15 protein-coding genes are annotated in these 15,760 nt (G+C 68.8%); 11 read left to right on the forward strand and 4 right to left on the reverse strand.

Features of this window, described 5'->3' with window-relative positions; all coding sequences use genetic code 11:
- Positions 1-176 precede the first annotated feature (176 nt).
- The 3 genes from ACTWJ8_RS01100 (at position 177) to exaC (ending at position 3,799) form a co-directional block, all read left to right on the forward strand.
- Positions 177-782: an N-acetylmuramoyl-L-alanine amidase gene (locus ACTWJ8_RS01100; protein ID WP_356382142.1), complete on the forward strand. Its 606-nt coding sequence runs from the start codon at positions 177-179 to the stop codon at positions 780-782.
- A gap of 149 nt (positions 783-931) precedes the next feature.
- Positions 932-2,200: a GAF domain-containing protein gene (locus tag ACTWJ8_RS01105; protein ID WP_356382827.1), complete on the forward strand. Its 1,269-nt coding sequence runs from the start codon at positions 932-934 to the stop codon at positions 2,198-2,200.
- A gap of 75 nt (positions 2,201-2,275) precedes the next feature.
- Entirely contained in the window at positions 2,276-3,799 is a 1,524-nt protein-coding gene (gene exaC / locus ACTWJ8_RS01110; protein ID WP_356382140.1) for an acetaldehyde dehydrogenase ExaC, read from the forward strand.
- A gap of 196 nt (positions 3,800-3,995) precedes the next feature.
- Here the strand turns inward: exaC and ACTWJ8_RS01115 are convergent, their stop codons facing one another.
- Entirely contained in the window at positions 3,996-4,481 is a 486-nt protein-coding gene (locus ACTWJ8_RS01115) for a hypothetical protein (RefSeq protein ID WP_443262412.1), read from the reverse strand.
- A 735-nt stretch (positions 4,482-5,216) separates the two neighbouring features.
- Positions 5,217-5,777 (reverse strand): transposase, encoded by a 561-nt coding sequence (locus ACTWJ8_RS01120; protein WP_443262413.1) that lies wholly within the window; start codon positions 5,775-5,777, stop codon positions 5,217-5,219.
- Between the two features lie 83 nt (positions 5,778-5,860).
- On the opposite strand from ACTWJ8_RS01120, the gene ACTWJ8_RS01125 reads away from it, so the two are divergent.
- Both ACTWJ8_RS01125 and ACTWJ8_RS01130 read left to right on the forward strand, forming a co-directional pair.
- Positions 5,861-6,424, forward strand: a complete 564-nt coding sequence (locus ACTWJ8_RS01125) for a hypothetical protein (protein WP_443262414.1) — start codon at positions 5,861-5,863, stop codon at positions 6,422-6,424.
- A gap of 153 nt (positions 6,425-6,577) precedes the next feature.
- Positions 6,578-6,994: a hypothetical protein gene (locus tag ACTWJ8_RS01130; protein WP_443262415.1), complete on the forward strand. Its 417-nt coding sequence runs from the start codon at positions 6,578-6,580 to the stop codon at positions 6,992-6,994.
- Positions 6,995-7,137: 143 nt separating this feature from the next.
- Here ACTWJ8_RS01130 and ACTWJ8_RS01135 read toward each other — a convergent pair whose 3' ends face one another.
- A complete protein-coding gene (locus ACTWJ8_RS01135; RefSeq protein ID WP_443262417.1) occupies positions 7,138-8,685 on the reverse strand; it encodes an IclR family transcriptional regulator in 1,548 nt (515 codons plus the stop codon).
- Positions 8,686-9,002: 317 nt separating this feature from the next.
- Between ACTWJ8_RS01135 and ACTWJ8_RS01140 the strand changes: the two genes are divergently transcribed.
- The 3 genes from ACTWJ8_RS01140 to ACTWJ8_RS01150 are packed head-to-tail and all read left to right on the forward strand — an operon-like array spanning position 9,003 to position 11,978.
- The gene (locus tag ACTWJ8_RS01140) at positions 9,003-10,289 is read left to right on the forward strand and encodes an MFS transporter (RefSeq protein WP_443262418.1); all 1,287 of its coding nucleotides are present in this window, start codon (positions 9,003-9,005) and stop codon (positions 10,287-10,289) included.
- Between the two features lie 28 nt (positions 10,290-10,317).
- Complete coding sequence (locus tag ACTWJ8_RS01145; protein WP_443262419.1) at positions 10,318-11,307, forward strand: hydroxyacid dehydrogenase; 990 nt, start codon at positions 10,318-10,320, stop codon at positions 11,305-11,307.
- A gap of 35 nt (positions 11,308-11,342) precedes the next feature.
- Positions 11,343-11,978 (forward strand): RraA family protein, encoded by a 636-nt coding sequence (locus ACTWJ8_RS01150; RefSeq protein WP_443262420.1) that lies wholly within the window; start codon positions 11,343-11,345, stop codon positions 11,976-11,978.
- Positions 11,979-12,341: 363 nt separating this feature from the next.
- On the opposite strand, the gene ACTWJ8_RS01155 is transcribed toward ACTWJ8_RS01150, so the two are convergent.
- Positions 12,342-12,962, reverse strand: coding sequence for a TetR/AcrR family transcriptional regulator (locus ACTWJ8_RS01155; RefSeq protein ID WP_443262421.1), 621 nt, complete (start codon positions 12,960-12,962; stop codon positions 12,342-12,344).
- Positions 12,963-13,188: 226 nt separating this feature from the next.
- Here ACTWJ8_RS01155 and ACTWJ8_RS01160 point away from each other — a divergent pair, with 226 nt between their 5' ends.
- Genes ACTWJ8_RS01160 through ACTWJ8_RS01170 form a run of 3 tightly spaced genes read left to right on the forward strand, consistent with a single transcriptional unit; the run spans position 13,189 to position 15,751 of the window.
- Positions 13,189-14,061 (forward strand): ABC transporter substrate-binding protein, encoded by an 873-nt coding sequence (locus tag ACTWJ8_RS01160; protein WP_443262422.1) that lies wholly within the window; start codon positions 13,189-13,191, stop codon positions 14,059-14,061.
- On the forward strand, positions 14,058-14,978 hold the full coding sequence (locus tag ACTWJ8_RS01165; protein WP_443262423.1) for an amino acid ABC transporter permease: 921 nt from the start codon (positions 14,058-14,060) through the stop codon (positions 14,976-14,978). The genes ACTWJ8_RS01160 and ACTWJ8_RS01165 overlap by 4 nt, the downstream gene beginning before the upstream one ends.
- Positions 14,975-15,751: an amino acid ABC transporter ATP-binding protein gene (locus ACTWJ8_RS01170; protein WP_443262424.1), complete on the forward strand. Its 777-nt coding sequence runs from the start codon at positions 14,975-14,977 to the stop codon at positions 15,749-15,751. Before ACTWJ8_RS01165 ends, ACTWJ8_RS01170 begins: the two co-directional genes overlap by 4 nt.
- Positions 15,752-15,760 lie beyond the last annotated feature (9 nt).

Genomic DNA, 15,760 nt, shown 5'->3' on the forward strand with positions numbered 1-15,760 from the left:
TGTCCACAACGTGCGGGTAGTCCACACATCCGCCGTGCCCTCTTCCGCCCCAACCCGCGGGCCCCGTACGGTGATTCATGTGAGGCACGCCACGCGCGACATGTCACGCCAGGTGCCGCACCGCCCCCGCCCACTGAGCTCCGACCCCCCACCGGTGACCGAGAGGCAGTATTGACATGGACCGAGCAAGAGGTGCGTTCCCGAGCCGCCGCCGGCTGCTCCAACTCGGCGCGCTCGCCGCCGCCCCCACCGCGCTCCTGGCCACGGGCCGGGCGGACGCCGCGCCGCTGGCGACCGTGGACTACCCGAAGGCGGAGTGGGTCCCGGCGAGCAAGTCCAACTACACGGCGTCCAGCCGCCCGTTGACGTACCCCGTCAACTTCGTGGTCGTGCACGTCACGCAGGAGACGTACGCGACGACGCTCGACATCTTCCAGAATCCGGCCAAGCAGGTCTCCGCGCACTACGTGGTGCGCTCGTCCGACGGGCACGTCGCACAGATGGTCCGCGAGAAGAACGTCGCCTGGCACGCGGGGAACTGGGACTACAACACGCGCAGCATCGGCATCGAGCACGAAGGGTGGGTCGACAAGCCGGAGTACTTCACCGACGCCATGTACCGGGAGTCGGCGGCCCTGACCGCATCGATCTGCACGCGCTACGGCATACCGCGCACCCGGGACCACATCATCGGGCACGTCGAGGTGCCGGGTGCGGATCACACGGACCCGGGGGCGTACTGGGACTGGGACAGGTACATGCGACTCGTCACCGGCGCCTGAGCCGCCGCGGCAGGAGATTCGGCGTCTCCACACCCGTGAGCGGCATGTGCCGAAACGCCCGATCCGTGTTCCGGTTCTTGTCGGCCCGGGCCCCTGGAGCGACGATGTGCTCACCGCACCGTCGCGAGGGAGCCGTCCTGGAGGCCGAGTTGACCGATCCGTGGGTCGCCCTGGAGCCGGGCACCGATCCGTCCGAGCGGGTACGGGCGCTGCGCCGCGCGCACGACCGGTTCACCGCGGCGGGCACCGTGGCCCGTCCGGTGCGCCCGGTCGTCGCCGCGTCCTGGCGCCGCTCGGCGGGCGCGCACGTCAGCCCGGACGCCTCGGCGTCCGTGGAGATGCCGGAGGGCGACCTCGGCAGCTACCGCGCCGAGCATCCGCTGGCCCGGGTGATGCCGCTGTTCCGCGAGCTGATGGGCACCTTCGCGGCCGACGGCGAGCACCTGCTGGCGGTCTGCGACGCGCACGGCAGGCTGCTGTGGGTGGAGGGGCACGCCGGGACGCGCGCGGCGGCGGGCCGGATGAACTTCGTGCCGGGCGCCCGCTGGTCGGAGACGGCGATGGGCACGAACGCGCCGGGCACGGCCGTCGCCGTGGACCGCCCGGTGCAGGTGTTCGCGGCCGAGCACTTCATCCGCCACGTCCAGCCGTGGACCTGCGCCGCGGCTCCCGTGCACGATCCGCACACCGGGCGGCTGCTCGGCGCCATCGACATCACGGGCGGCGACCGGCTCGCGCACCCGCACAGCCTGGCGTTCGTGCAGGCCGTGGCGCGGGCCGCCGAGTCCCAGCTCGCCCTGCTCACCCCGCCGCCCACCGCCGAACCGGCGCTGCGGCTCACCGCGCTCGGCCGCGACGAGGCGCTGCTGCTCACCCCGACCGGCCACAAGGTCCGTCTCAGCCGCCGCCACAGCGAGATCCTCGTCCTGCTCGCCCGCCACCCGGAGGGCCTGACCGGCGACGAACTCCTCTGTTTCCTCTACGAGGACGAGTCCGTGACCCCGGTGACGCTGCGGGCCGAACTGGCGAGGCTGCGCCGCGTCCTCGGCCCCGACGTGCTGCGCTCCCGCCCCTACCGGCTCGCGGCCCCGGTCGACTCGGACCTCTCCACGGTCGAGCGGCGCCTGGCCTCCGGAGCGGTCACGGCGGCGGCGTCCGCGTACACGGGGCCACTCCTCCCCCAGTCGCAGGCCCCGGCCGTGGCCCGCGTCCGGGACCGGCTCGCGGACGAGCTGCGGGCGGCGCTCATCGCACGCGGCGACCCGGACCTCCTGGCGGACTGGGCGCACGCCCCGTGGGGCGAGGACGACCTCGACGTGTGGCGGGCGCTCGCGGCGGTCCGGCCGACCCCGCCGGTCCTGGCCCGCCTCGCCGCGCTCGACGACGAACTGCGCGCCCCCTCCGCGTACGCAACGTAGCTGCAACGTCCGGGCTCCTAGCCTCCCGTGCGAACGCTGCCCAACGGCGGGCAGCCGCAGAGGAGGCCACTCACCATGACCCGCTACGCAGCGCCCGGCACGCAGGGCTCCGTCGTCTCCTACCAGGCCCGCTACGACCACTTCATCGGCGGCGAGTACACCCCGCCCGCCCGCGGCCAGTACTTCGAGAACCCCAGCCCCGTGAACGGACAGCCGTTCACCGAGATCGCCCGTGGCACCGCGGAGGACGTCGAGCGCGCCCTCGACGCCGCGCACGCCGCCGCACCCGCCTGGGGGCGCACCGCGCCCGGGGCCCGCGCCGACATCCTCCTCAAGATCGCCGACCGGATGGAGCAGAACCTCGAACTGCTCGCCGTCGCCGAGTCCTGGGAGAACGGCAAGCCGGTCCGCGAGACCCTGGCCGCCGACATCCCCCTCGCCATCGACCACTTCCGCTACTTCGCGGGCGCGGTCCGCGCACAGGAGGGCTCCCTCTCCGAGATCGACGACGACACGGTCGCCTACCACTTCCACGAGCCCCTTGGCGTCGTCGCGCAGATCATCCCGTGGAACTTCCCGATCCTGATGGCGACGTGGAAGCTGGCCCCGGCGCTCGCGGCGGGCAACGCGGTCGTCATCAAGCCGGCCGAGCAGACCCCGGCGTCCATCCACGTCTGGCTGGACCTGGTCAAGGACCTGATCCCGGCGGGCGTCGTCAACATCGTCAACGGCTTCGGCGTCGAGGCGGGCAAACCCCTCGCCTCCTCGTCCCGGGTGGCGAAGGTCGCGTTCACGGGCGAGACCACGACGGGCCGCCTGATCATGCAGTACGCCTCGGAGAACATCAAGCCGGTCACCCTCGAACTCGGCGGCAAGTCCCCGAACATCTTCTTCGACGACGTCTGGGCGAAGGACGACGACTTCCGCGACAAGGCCCTCGAGGGCTTCACGATGTTCGCCCTCAACCAGGGCGAGGTGTGCACCTGCCCGTCCCGCGCGCTGATCCAGCAGGGCCACTACAGCGAGTTCATCGACGCGGCCGTCGCCCGCACCGAGGCCATCAAGCCGGGCCACCCCCTGGACACCGACACGATGATCGGCGCCCAGGCCTCCAACGACCAGCTCCAGAAGATCCTCTCGTACCTCGACATCGGCCAGCAGGAGGGCGCGAAGGTCCTCACCGGCGGCCAGCGCATCGAGTACGACGGCGAACTGGCGGGCGGCTACTACGTGCAGCCCACCATCTTCGAGGGCCAGAACCGCATGCGGATCTTCCAGGAGGAGATCTTCGGCCCGGTCGTCTCGGTCGCGTCCTTCGCCGACTACGACGACGCCATCAAGATCGCCAACGACACGTTGTACGGCCTCGGCGCCGGTGTCTGGACCCGCGACATGAACACGGCGTACCGCGCGGGCCGCGCCATCCAGGCGGGCCGCGTCTGGACCAACTGCTACCACGCGTACCCCGCACACGCGGCGTTCGGCGGCTACAAGCAGTCCGGCATCGGCCGCGAGAACCACAAGATGATGCTGGACCACTACCAGCAGACGAAGAACCTGCTCGTGTCGTACTCGGCGCAGAAGCTGGGCTTCTTCTAGAGGGACGCACGAAGGCGCCTGAACTGGGTTTTTACCCCTCAGGCGCCTTCTACTGGACTCTCTCAGAGCTGGGTCCAAGATGCGTGAGAAGTCCCAGCCCATCCCGCGAGTATCCCGGTTCCGACCAGCTCTTCCGGACCAGTCACGGACCAAAACCCACGACTCATTCCCCCCCCGACACTGCGCCTCGGCTGGCCTAGCCCCACTCCTCCATAGACTGCTCAATGAGGCGGTTGGCCTGCTCCCGCACACCGTCCAGGAACTTGGCGTGGTGACGGGACAGGACCTCGATGCCCTGCCCTTCGCGGCGAGCACATTCGGCCAGGTCCCCGCCGGAGTAGAGCCTGAACGAAATGCCGGCGCGCCGGAGATCGTAGGGCCTCTTGGCCAGCCCGCAGGCGAGTTCCACCCGAGTCAGCACGTACTTCCGTGACCGCGCCCACATAAGACCATAGGCAGCCGCGTCCACGTAGTTGTCGGCCAGATTCCGGAACAGCCGCCCGTCCGGCGCCGTCCCGAGCCGTTCGAAGTGCGCGCGGAGCATCCGCACGAACTGCGGAGGAATGGGCACCGGGCGGGTCGCCGTAGTCGCGCGGCGCTTGAGCGAGTGCACTTCGTGCACAGCGCCGTCGTCCGTCCATCCCTTCCCCACGATGACGACACCGCCCGAGAGGTTGAGCATCCCCCACCCGGTTTTGGGCAAGTGACACTGTTCGAGCCGTAGGTGGATGACCTCCGCGGGCCGCATTGGGCTCGTAACGCGATCTTGTGACCTCGAACACAAAGCACGGATACTCACTGCTCGGGGTCAGGCCAAGTCGCCACAAGTCCCCGGAGATCTGGAAAGCGGGGACCAGGGACTGTCTCCTGGGTGGGCTCGCCGTTGAGCCAGCACACTTGCTCGCGGGCGCCGTCGCCAGTGTCGAACAGGCAGCTGCTCTCGGAGGTGAAGTCGGTGAACACCTTCCTGACGTTGGCCGAGCGCGCGAACAAGCGACTCATCCCTGACGTCGCTGCCCAGCACTCCACCGACGCATAGCCGGGGTGCAGGAGTGACTCGAACCGGATCCTCGCATAGATGTACCCGATCTGGATGCGCCCGTCCGCCTCCGGCGGCATACCCGCCCGTCTCTGCATACTCGTGCAGCGCATCATCGACATCGAACATGAGTGACGTGTCGAGCTCGAGTGCACCGCTCGTGGAGCAATCGACCGGATCGCTCTTGAAGTGGGACGTGAACGGGAGGACGAGCCGGGCATCGCCGGGCAGGGTGACCAGAGGGGGCACGGCACGGGCCGGTGGCGCAAGCTCGGCCAAATTGGTCAATGCCCCGGCAACACTCCAAGGAGGCAGATACATGTCGTAGCCGTAGATCAGTCCCACGCTTCCCCCTGTCTCAGATCGAAGAGCGCCGTCTCACGCTCGGGCCCTTGAACGCCTGCTGGTTAGAGCTCGCGCCACGTTCATGAGAGGTCCCTCCTGAGTCGCCTCCAGCAGATCAGGCCGCAGGCCAACGAGACGAAGGCGTCGCGAAGGTCGAGGCGGCGTTCCCATCGGACGGCGAGGCGTTTGAACTGGTGGAGCAGGGCGAAGGTCTGCTCGACGACGTACCGGAGTTTGCCCAGGCCCTTGATATTCCGGGGCGCCCTTGCGGGAGATCACCGGCATGATCCGGAGTTTGCGCAGTTCGCGGCGGATGACCTTGGAGTCGTACGCCTTGTCGCCGAACACGGCGTCGGGGCGTCGGGGCGTCGGCGGGGATGACCCGGCTGTCCGGCGACCGACCGGACAGCCGTCGACGAGAACGATGGTCTGGGTGATGTCGTTGACGTTCGCCGCGGTGGTGACGACGTACAGCGGGGTTCCGCGCCCGTCGCAGATCAAGTGGTGCTTGCTGCCCGTCTTGCGCCGGTCGAACGGCGACGGACCGGTCGAGGCCCCCCCTTTTTTCCGCGGATGTGGGAGCCGTCCACGCATGCGCGGGACCAGTCTAGTTCGCCGGCTGGAAGCCGCTCCGCGGACCTGCGGCGCCTAGGGCACCGATCGGCCGGGAGCGCCGGATGACGCCCGAGACCTCTTCGCCGGGCGCGGCAGAGAAGGCACGCAGCGTCCTTAGGGTCCGCTTCGATCTCGCCGGCCAAGACGACTCGCACTCCCTGTTCGAGCGGCTGCTCGGCCTGATCGAGGACATCACCCCCGTTCACCAGCCGAACCCGGCAGATCACAGTGCCGACCTCGACATCAGCGGCGCGCGGCGGCACTTCGCCCGCACCCCGTACGAGGTCGCCGCGATCTTGCAGTTGCGGGCCATAGCGCTCTACGGCGCCCCCTGTGCGATCGGGGGCGGCCGCTCGCCGATGATCGCCGCGATGGCGGCCGCCCTCACTCCGTACGGGCGCATCACGGTCGTGGCGCCCGACGATGCAGCCGTGGCGCGGTTCCTGCGGCCCAAGCCGCTCACCGCTCTGCCCGGAATCGGTCCCTCCACCGCCAGGCTCCTGGGCCGCTACGGCCTCACGAACATCGGGCAGCTGGCCGAAGCTCCCTCGAGCGCCCTGAGCCGGACCCTGGGCGCGCACGCTAAGACCCCTCATCGACCGGTGTCAGCCAGGTCGCTGCGCTAACAGCGTCAACGGTCCCGAGCACCTGCCGACATGGCAAGCCGAACGAACCTCGCTCATGAAGCTCCTGGAAACCCGCAAACTGGCGCCCAACCACCGGGCCCACATCATTGACCAGCTCCGCGACGTCAGCCTCGTGGTCCGAAGGGCGACCCCGTGACCGGGCCCACCGTCTCCCCTCGCACAGAGCACGGTCTGCGCGAGGCCATGGAACGACTCTTCAACGGCAGGCCGATACGCACAGACGGGAAGCTCACCAAGAACAACCTCTGGCGCGAGGCAGGCGTCAGCCGAGCCACTATGAACCGCGCTACTGACGTGCTCATCGAGTGGGACCGTCGCGTCGGCCAGAGCCCAGCCAGTCAGCGCGACCAGCGGCAAACCGAAGAGATCGCCCTTCTGCGTCGGCGACTCAAGGCCAACCGCGAACAGCGACAACACCTACAAGATCAAGTCGATGCCGCGGCTACCGTCATCGCCACCCTGCTCGCCGAGAACACCGCGCTTCGCGAGCGGGCCACCACACAATCCGCTGTTATCGTCCCGCTCGCCAGATCTCGCACGGCCGAGTGAGCAGATTGCCACGACTCGGTGAGCCCAAGATCTGTCTCATGAGACATAGCGCAGTCTCAGAACCAGCCAGCCCTCTGCAGATGCCCGTTCCGCAGCGGCCCGCACATGTTGATCGACGCCTGTTCTGTCGTCAATGCATCGCACTACTGCAGTGAAAGGAGACGGGTGAGCGTGTGTGCAGCCCGGGTGAGACTGCAGGTGAGGCCGTCGATGTCGAGTTGGGCTGTCTGGTGCCGTGGAACGGTGGCGGTGACCGAACCGGCAATCGTGTGGCCAACGAAGTAGGGGACGGCGATGCCGAAGGCGTCCGGGATGCGTTCACCGTCTCCCTGCGCCCAGCCTCGTTCACGGATCTGCTGCAAGTCCTTGCTGATCTGTGTGCGATTGAGAGGCGTGTTGTCGGTGTGCTGGACCATGGGCAGTTGCGTCAGCGTGCCTTCTGGCAGGTGGGCCAGGATGGCCTTGCCTGCAGCGCCTGCGGCCAGGGGGACTTCCGTATCCGTGGGCAGGCTGTAGTGCACTGGCTTGGTGCCCCGTACGACGCTGGTCATGCGGGCGGAGTTGGTCTCTGGCGCGTACTCGGTGAGGGCGATGGTTTCACCGGTTTCCTGCGCGAGGGCGTGGAGCACCGGTTCGGCGATCGCGCTGGTGGATGGCAGAGGGCCCAGGGATGCCGCCCAGCGCAGCATGAGCGGCCCAGTTGCGGCGTGCTCGCCGTAAGGGACGGCGAGCCCGGTGACGAGGGCGGCGTCGAGGAGGCGGGCGGTAGTGGCGGGATTGCCGCCCAGGAGCCGGGCCAGTGCGCGGCCACCGGTGGGCAGGGGCGCCCCGGCGGCCAGGAGCGTCAACAGCCCTTCGAGGCGGCAGGCGGCCGATGCCCTGCCCTCCGTGTCATGTCGGCTCGTCAACTGCAACAGACCGGGTGCTTGTTGGGCTGTGGCCGTGGCGTCATCGGTGAGTCGGCCGATCTCGGCGATGGTGTTCCGGACGTGGACGGCGAAGCGCTCCAGGTCCTCGGTGGTGGTCTCGTGGCGCAGGCGGGTCACGGAGATCGCGCCGATGAGTCCGCTCGCGCGCAGGGGCGCTGCGACTCCGGCGGCCAGGGCGACGTGCTGGCCGATGCTGATGGTGATGCCGTCGTGGCGTGACTGCTGGACCAGCCGGGCGAGTTCGCCGTGGTCGGTGATGGTGTCGGCGGTGTGTGCGACCAGGTCCAGGCGGTCGAGGACCTCGGGGCCGAGTTCGGCGAGGATGGTGCGGCCTGCGGCGCCGGCGTGCAGGGGGATGATCCGGCCGGGGTCGAGCCGGTAGCGCAGCGGGCCTTCCGGTATGGCGGCGAGGGCTACGAAGGCCTGGGTGCGTGCGGGTTCGTAGAGGGCGAGCAGGATCGTGGCGTCACAGGTGGCCGCGAGTCGTTCCGTCAGCGGCCGGGCCTGGCTAAGCAGTGGGTGGGTGCGGTGGACACTGTCCATCAGCACGCGCAGGCGGGGGCCGTACGTGTAGGTGGCGTTGGCTGTCTGGGCGGCAAGGTCGCATTCGGCGAGGGCCTGCAGGACACGGTGGATCGTACTGCGGCTCAGGCCGGTTTCCCCGGCGAGTTCGCGTACCCCCCACGGCTCGCCCAGGGGGCGGCGGGTGAGGGCGTCGAGGGTGGCGATGAGCCGGTCGTTGGCGGCCGATCCGCTACTCATGCCGGAGCCTCTTTCGTGCGCGGTCGCGGACTGCTCGGCGGCGTCAGCATGGCGGGCCTCTCCGTCTCGTCTCGCCCCTGCCGTGTCGGGTATGCGGCCACCCTATGCCGCTGCCTGCGGGGCGAGGGGCTGTTGCTCCTGTTCAGAGGGCTGGTTGGTTGTTTCACCAAGGTTTCTTCCCGCTTGCAGGCAGGGGTTGACACCAGGCCAATCTCAGCCAGACACTCCCTGAACAGTTTACAGGACACCGTCCCATTTTTTGCACAGCGAGGTGCGAGATGTCAGTTCCAACGGACACTGCAGGGGTGAGCACGACCGTGACCGAGGAGCGCCGCCAGAAGGCCAAGAAGGCCACCGCGGTCGCCGCGTTCGGCACGTTCATCGAGTACTACGACTTCAGCGTCTATGGGTACGTGGCCGCGACGCTGTCGGTCGTGTTCTTCCCGAGCGACGACCCCACGGTGGGTCTGCTCAACACGTTCCTGGTCTTCGGCTCGGCGTTCGTCGTGCGTCCGCTCGGCGCGCTCTTCTTCGGTCGCCTCGGCGACCGCGTCGGCCGGCGCGCCAGCCTGATCGCGAGCATCGGCCTGATGAGCCTGGCCGCGGCCCTCACGGGAGTGCTGCCCGGCTACGCCACCCTCGGCGTGACTGCACCGATTCTGCTGGTCATCCTGCGCATGCTGCAGGGGTTCTCCACCGGTGGAGAGATCGGTGGCGCGGCCAGCTACATCCGCGAGTGGGCCCCCGCCGAGCGCCGCTCGCTGTACATCTCGTTCATCCCCGGCGTCGGAGTGTTCGGCAAGGCGTGCGCGGCAGGTATGGCCGCGCTGGCCGCTTCGTTCGTTCCCGAGCACGCGATGGAGACCTGGGGCTGGCGCCTGCCATTCCTTCTCGCCGTGCCGCTCGGCCTGCTCTGCCTGTACCTGCGCCTGAAGATCGAAGACACCCCCGAGTTCCGCCGTGCCGAACGCCACGAGGCCACCGCGCGCAAGCCGTTCAAGGAACTGGCCGCCGACCACCCGGGGCCGCTGGCCAAGGTCATGGCGATCTCCACCGTGCAGAACGTCGGCACCTACGTCGGCACCGTCTTCGTCGCCACCTACCTCAGCACCGTCCTGCACTTCTCTGCCAGCCAGGCCGCCACCATCGTGCTGCTCGCCGTCGTCACGGCGTCCGTGTTCATCCCGCTGTGCGGCCAGCTCGGCGCACGCCTGGGCGGCAAACGCCTCCTGATCGTTTCCTACGTGGCCTACGTGGCCGTCACGATCCCCTCGTTCTGGCTCATGGGGCGTGGCTCGGTGGGGCTGGCGATTGCGGGCCTGATCCTCGGCATGGTGCCCTACGCCTTGTGCCAGGCCAGCACCTACGCGGTCATGCCGGAGTTCTTCCCGGTTCAGGTCCGTCACACCGGCGTTGCCTTCGGCCACAGCATCGGCGCCGTCATCGGCGGCGGCGCGGGCCCCTACCTGAGCACGTGGCTCATCGACACCACCGGCAGCACCCTTGTGCCCGCCTACATCCTCGTCTTCTTCGGGCTGTTCGGCCTCGGTATCGCGCTGGGAGCCATGCGCTCCAGCAGCGATCCCGACCACCTCTACGCCTGACAGCACCTGATCGAACGGACTCCAACGCATGACGTCTCTCTACGTCTCCGACCCCACCCACCCCCACGTCCTCGCCCAGCTGCACGAACTCGGCGAAGTCCACCTCGGATACGGCCCCTCGGCCACCGAATACGCGGCCGTCCAGGAGCGCGTCGAGGCCGTCATGCTGCGCGCCGAGCGGTTCACCCCGGACAAGATCGCAGCCTCCTCCCGGCTGAAGATCATCGCCCGGCACGGGGTCGGCACCGACAACGTCGACATCCCCGCCGCCACCCGGGCCGGCGTATGGGTCACCGTGACCCCGGGCAGCAACGCCCGCTCCGTCGCCGAGCACGTCTTCGCTCTCACTCTGGCCCTCGCCCGCCGCATCCCGGCCGCCGCCGCCGGCACCGCCAACGGACAGTGGGGCACGATCAAACCGCACCTGACCGGGTTCGAGCTGCACGGACGCACCCTGGGCCTGTTCGGCTTCGGCCGCATCGCCTCCTTGACCGCCGAGATCGCCCGCGGCTTCGGCATGCCCGTCCTGGTAACCGACCCGTACGTGGACGCGGAACTCACCCGGCAGCACGGGGCCGAACTAGTCCCCTTCGACGAACTCATCGCGCAGTCGGACGTACTGAGCCTGCACGCCCCGCTCACCGCGACCACCAAGGGCATCATCGATGCCGACGCCATTGCCCGCATGCGTCCCGGCTCCGTCCTCATCAACACCGCCCGCGGCGCACTCGTCGACGAGGCGGCCGTCCTCCTGGCGCTGGAGTCCGGGCAGTTGGGCGGAGCCGCCCTCGACGTCCTCGAGGGCGAGTCGACCGACATGAACGACCCCCTGCCCCACAGCACGGAGATCGCCGCCCGCAACGGTCACCTCGACAACCTCATCGTGACCCCGCACATCGCCGGGCAGACCACCCAGTCCCTGCTCGCCGCAGGCACCCAGGCCCTGCACTGCATCCGGCAGGCCCTCGCCGGCGAGAGCCCGCAGCACGCCGTCAACAACCCCGCCGCCACGGCCTGATCTTCCACCGCCTGCGACCTGAATCGAGGCCTCCGTTGTTCATCAACGCCTCCACCGACAACATCGACATCGCCCCGCAGTGGCAGCGCGCCGACCTCGACGAGGTCAAAAGGCTCGCCCAGTACCCCGTGGCCCTCATCGGGGACGTCCAGGCCCGCATGGGCATCATGGCCTCCCCCATTCGCCCCGTGACGCCCTCCCCGCACTTGGCGGGAACGATCCTGCCCGTCCACGCGCGCGAAGGCGACAACCTCGCCATCCACCGCGCCCTCGACGACGCACGCCCAGGCGACGTCCTCGTCGTCAACGCCAACGCCGAAACCAACCGGGCCGTCTTCGGAGACCTGCTCGGCGAGATCTGCCGCGCCAAGGGCGTCACCGGAGTCGTCGTCGACGGCGCCGTCCGCGACGTCGACGAACTCGCCGGTCAGGGACTGGCCGTCTACGCCCGCGGCATCTCACCCGCCGGCCCCTGGAAGAACGGCCCCGGCCGCATCGGCCACCCGGTCGCCTGCGGCAACATCGTCTGCAACCCCGGCGACGCCATCATCGGCGACAACGACGGCCTCATCGTCATCCCCCAGCATGCCCTGGCCGCCACCCTCGAACGCACCCAGGCCCAGGAACAGACCGAGCAGAAGATGCGCGACGCCATCCACGCCACTGCCTGAGCACCCGAACCCTCCGTGCCAGCCGACTGACGGCCGGCGAAAAGACTCCACACCGCGAGGCAGGCACCCGCCCGCCTTCACCGCACCGAGGCGGGCCGCAACGCGCTGTGGACCGGGTGGGTGGGCGCGATTGAGGGCGCGCCCACCCACCAGCGCAAGCCGGCGGCCGACACTGCCCCAGCCCAGGCGTCACCTGTGCCACTCGGCCCTGCACAGAAGCCCGCCCCTCTGAGGCAGGGCTGCCCAGCAGTCGCTCTTGCCGCTCGTGGAAGTTCGTGCAACTTGAAAACTTCCTGGAGGACGGGGCCGCTTCCCCCTACGGCCAGTCCGGGACAGCCCTCTGCCTGCCACTCCAGGCCTTCCTCAGCGCGAAGCCGCGCCCGCCCAGCCGCGCAGCGCCCCGTAGTACGCCTGAGCCAGGCGGTTCACTACGGCTGCTTCGTCCAGGCCCTCACCGATGAGGTCAAGAATGTCGCGGGGGTCGAACATGATGTTGTAGAGGAACAGGGCGTGGTCGAAGTGCTCGTCCGCCACGTCGAGATGGCGCATCACGGCGCGGATCGGGCGTTCCCAGATGTCACGGACTGCGGTGATCACCTGGTCCCGTGCCCGTAGTCGGGCCAGAAAGCCCTGGCGGGAGCGGACCTGGACGGTGGCCACGCCGTGCGTGCGCACGAGACGGACGCGCTCGGCCGCCACGGCCTCGAACAGTCCGGTGCCGGTTTTCGGGCAGTCGTGGCTGAAGTTCCTGAGCTCGACGATGGTGCTGTAGACGTAGGCCGAGATCAGCTCGTCGAGGGTGGAGAAGTACCGGTAGGCGGTGGCCACAGAAAGGCCGGCCTGCTCGGCGACGCGCGGCATCGAGACCGAGGCGGGCTCCGTCACGAGAAGGTGACCGGCCGCGTCGAGCAGCTTGTTGCGGTTACGGACGGCGTCCTGACGCAGGCCGCGGCTCCGCCCTGTCGACGGGCCTGTGCTCTTCAACGTGGCCTCCGTGGTCCGCACTCCATCGATTGTCCCGAGACCTAGGTCTCACTTAACCATCAGCGTATCCCGTGGAGGATGGCGGGGCGAAGTCGATCGCTCCCACCAACACAACTGAGCAAACGGAGAGTTACGTCGCGTTCAAGGGCTTGACACGCACCGAAAGCTGCCTTCAACTCGTACTCGAACTAAGACAGCTATCGCAGTTCTGTCAGAGGAGATCGGTTTGAAGAAAGCCTCACTCCTGCGCACAGCCGCCACGGCCCTCACGCTCGCCCTCGCACTCTCGGCCTGCGGCGCCGAGCCTGCGGCGCACAGCATCGCGGCATCGCATCCGCTCAACCGCCTGTTGCCGGAGCACGTAAGGCAGTCGGGGAAGCTCAAGATCGGCGGCAGTACGAACGTCGCGCCGTACCTCTACCGGGACGGATCCGACATCACCGGTTTCGAGAAGGAGCTGATGGACGCGCTGGGCAAGGAGCTCGGCGTGGACATCGACTTCTACGACGCCGGGTTCACCGCGCTCGTCCCCGGCCTGCAGTCGGGGAAGTTCGACGTGGCGATGGGTGACTTCACCGACACTCTGGAGCGACAGCAGGCCGTGACCTTCGTCGACTACACGGCCTCGTACCAGACCCTCTTCGTACAGAAGGGGAACCCCAAACGGCTGAGGACCGCCGGCGACCTGTGCGGCACCACGGCCGCCGCCACAGTCGGCAGCCTGTCCGGTGACCTCGCCCTCAAGCAGGACGCGATCTGCAGGAAGGCGGGCAAGGCCGGGGTGAAGGTCATGGAGATGGACAACAACGCCGCCACGATGATGCAGGTACGCACCGGCCGGGCCGACTCGGTGGTCATCGACTACGTCATCGGCCGGTACGTCGCCGAGAACAGTGACGCGGGCGAGGTGGCCGGCAAGGCCTTCTACAAGCAGTTCCACGGCGCCGCCGTGCGCAAGGACAACGCCACCCTTCGCAAGGCGCTCGGCGCCGCATTCGAGGAGATCATGCGCAACGGAAGCTACGAACGCGTCCTGAAGCACTGGGACATGGAGCGCCTCGCGATGGACGCTCCCCGCGTGAATGCGGCCACGTCATGAGCGCCCCCATCACCGCATCGCGCGGCGCCGACATCGACGACATCGCCACGCTGCCCGTCACTCCCGTGCGCAGGCCCTGGCAGTGGGCGGCCAGCGCGATCGTCCTGGTCCTGCTCGCCTTGCTGGTCGCGTCGGTCGCGGGTAACTCCAACATGGGCTGGCCGGTCGTCGGCGACTACCTCTTCGACGCCGACGTCCTGCACGGCATCGGCTGGACCGTGCTGCTCACCGTCGTGTGCATGGCGCTCGCGGTGGTCATCGGCGTCGTCATTGCCGTGCTGCGTACTTCGGGCAACCGTGCGCTGTCCGGTGCCGCCGCGCTGTTCGTGTGGTTCTTCCGCGGCACGCCGCTGCTCGTCCAGCTCATCTTCTGGTTCAACCTGGCCTTGGTGTTCCCGCAGTTGGGGCCGGCGATGTTCTTCGGGCAGGGTGCGGCAGGCATCGACACCAACAACGCCATCGACTGGTTCACCGCGGCCCTGCTCGCCTTCGGTCTGCACGAGGGCGCCTACATGGCCGAGATCGTGCGAGGCGGGTTCCTCGCCGTGGACCGCGGCCAGACCGAGGCCGCCGAGTCGATCGGCATGACGAGCGGGCAGACACTGCGCCGCGTGCTGCTCCCGCAGGCACTGCGGGTGATCGTGCCGCCGTCGATGAACCAGTTCGTCAACCTCTTCAAAGCCACCTCCCTGGTCGCCTTCGTCTCCGGGCTCGACCTGCTCTCCGCGGTCCAGCACATCTACGCCACCAACTACGAGGTCGTCCCGCTCCTGATCGTCGCGAGCCTGTGGTACCTCGCGCTCGTCTCCCTGGCCACGCTCGGCCAGCACCTGCTGGAGAAGCGCCTCAACCAGGGCTACGGACGTGCCGCCGCTGTCGAACGGGAGCGCAAGAACACCAAGGAGGCCACCGCATGACGACCGCCACTGCCACCGCCATGGTCCAGGCCCGCGGGATCACCAAGTCGTACGGCTCGCTGACCGTCCTGGACGGCCTCGACTTCGACGTCGAGCGGGGCGAAGTGGTGTGTCTGCTGGGCCCGTCCGGATCCGGCAAGAGCACGCTGCTGCGCTGCCTCAACCGGCTGGAGAAGCCGGACGCCGGGGTGGTCAGCGTCGACGACGAGATCATCGGCTACCGGCACGAGAGCGGCCGCCTGTACGAACTGAGCGGCAAGCACCTCGCCCGCCAACGCGCCGACGTCGGCATGGTCTTCCAGCGTTTCAATCTCTTCCCGCACCGCACGAACCTCGAGAACGTCTTGGAGGGGCCGCTGCTCGTTCGCAAGGAACCGCGGGCGACCGCGCTCGCCCACGCCCGGGAGCTGCTCGCGAGGGTGGGCCTCGCCGACAAGGTCGACGCCTACCCCAACCACCTCTCCGGCGGCCAGCAGCAACGCGTCGCCATCGCCCGTGCATTGGCGATGCGCCCGAAGCTGATGCTGTTCGACGAGCCGACCTCCGCGCTCGACCCGGAACTGGTCGGCGAGGTCCTTGCCGTCATGAAGGACCTGGCCCGCGAGGGCATGACGATGATCGGCGTCACCCACGAGATGGGCTTCGCCCGCGAGGTCGCCGACCGGGTCATCTTCATGGACGGCGGCAAAGTGGTCGAACAGGGGCCGCCCAACGAGGTGATCGACAACCCGCGCGCCGAACGCACCCGCGCCTTCCTCGCCCGCATGAACTGACTGCTCCCC

This window comes from Streptomyces sp. SDT5-1 (assembly GCF_052245995.1).
Classification (GTDB): Bacteria; Actinomycetota; Actinomycetes; order Streptomycetales; family Streptomycetaceae; genus Streptomyces.

What these genes read in the sequence shown, in the direction of transcription:
- ACTWJ8_RS01100 (WP_356382142.1), top strand. Translation starts at nt 177, where the DNA reads ATGGACCGAGCAAGAGGTGCGTTCCCGAGCCGCCGCCGGCTGCTCCAA.
- exaC (WP_356382140.1), top strand. Translation starts at nt 2,276, where the DNA reads ATGACCCGCTACGCAGCGCCCGGCACGCAGGGCTCCGTCGTCTCCTAC.
- ACTWJ8_RS01115 (WP_443262412.1), bottom strand. Translation starts at nt 4,481, where the DNA reads ATGCTCAACCTCTCGGGCGGTGTCGTCATCGTGGGGAAGGGATGGACG.
- ACTWJ8_RS01120 (WP_443262413.1), bottom strand. Translation starts at nt 5,777, where the DNA reads ATGCGTGGACGGCTCCCACATCCGCGGAAAAAAGGGGGGGCCTCGACC.
- ACTWJ8_RS01125 (WP_443262414.1), top strand. Translation starts at nt 5,861, where the DNA reads ATGACGCCCGAGACCTCTTCGCCGGGCGCGGCAGAGAAGGCACGCAGC.
- ACTWJ8_RS01135 (WP_443262417.1), bottom strand. Translation starts at nt 8,685, where the DNA reads ATGAGTAGCGGATCGGCCGCCAACGACCGGCTCATCGCCACCCTCGAC.
- ACTWJ8_RS01145 (WP_443262419.1), top strand. Translation starts at nt 10,318, where the DNA reads ATGACGTCTCTCTACGTCTCCGACCCCACCCACCCCCACGTCCTCGCC.
- ACTWJ8_RS01165 (WP_443262423.1), top strand. Translation starts at nt 14,058, where the DNA reads ATGAGCGCCCCCATCACCGCATCGCGCGGCGCCGACATCGACGACATC.
- ACTWJ8_RS01170 (WP_443262424.1), top strand. Translation starts at nt 14,975, where the DNA reads ATGACGACCGCCACTGCCACCGCCATGGTCCAGGCCCGCGGGATCACC.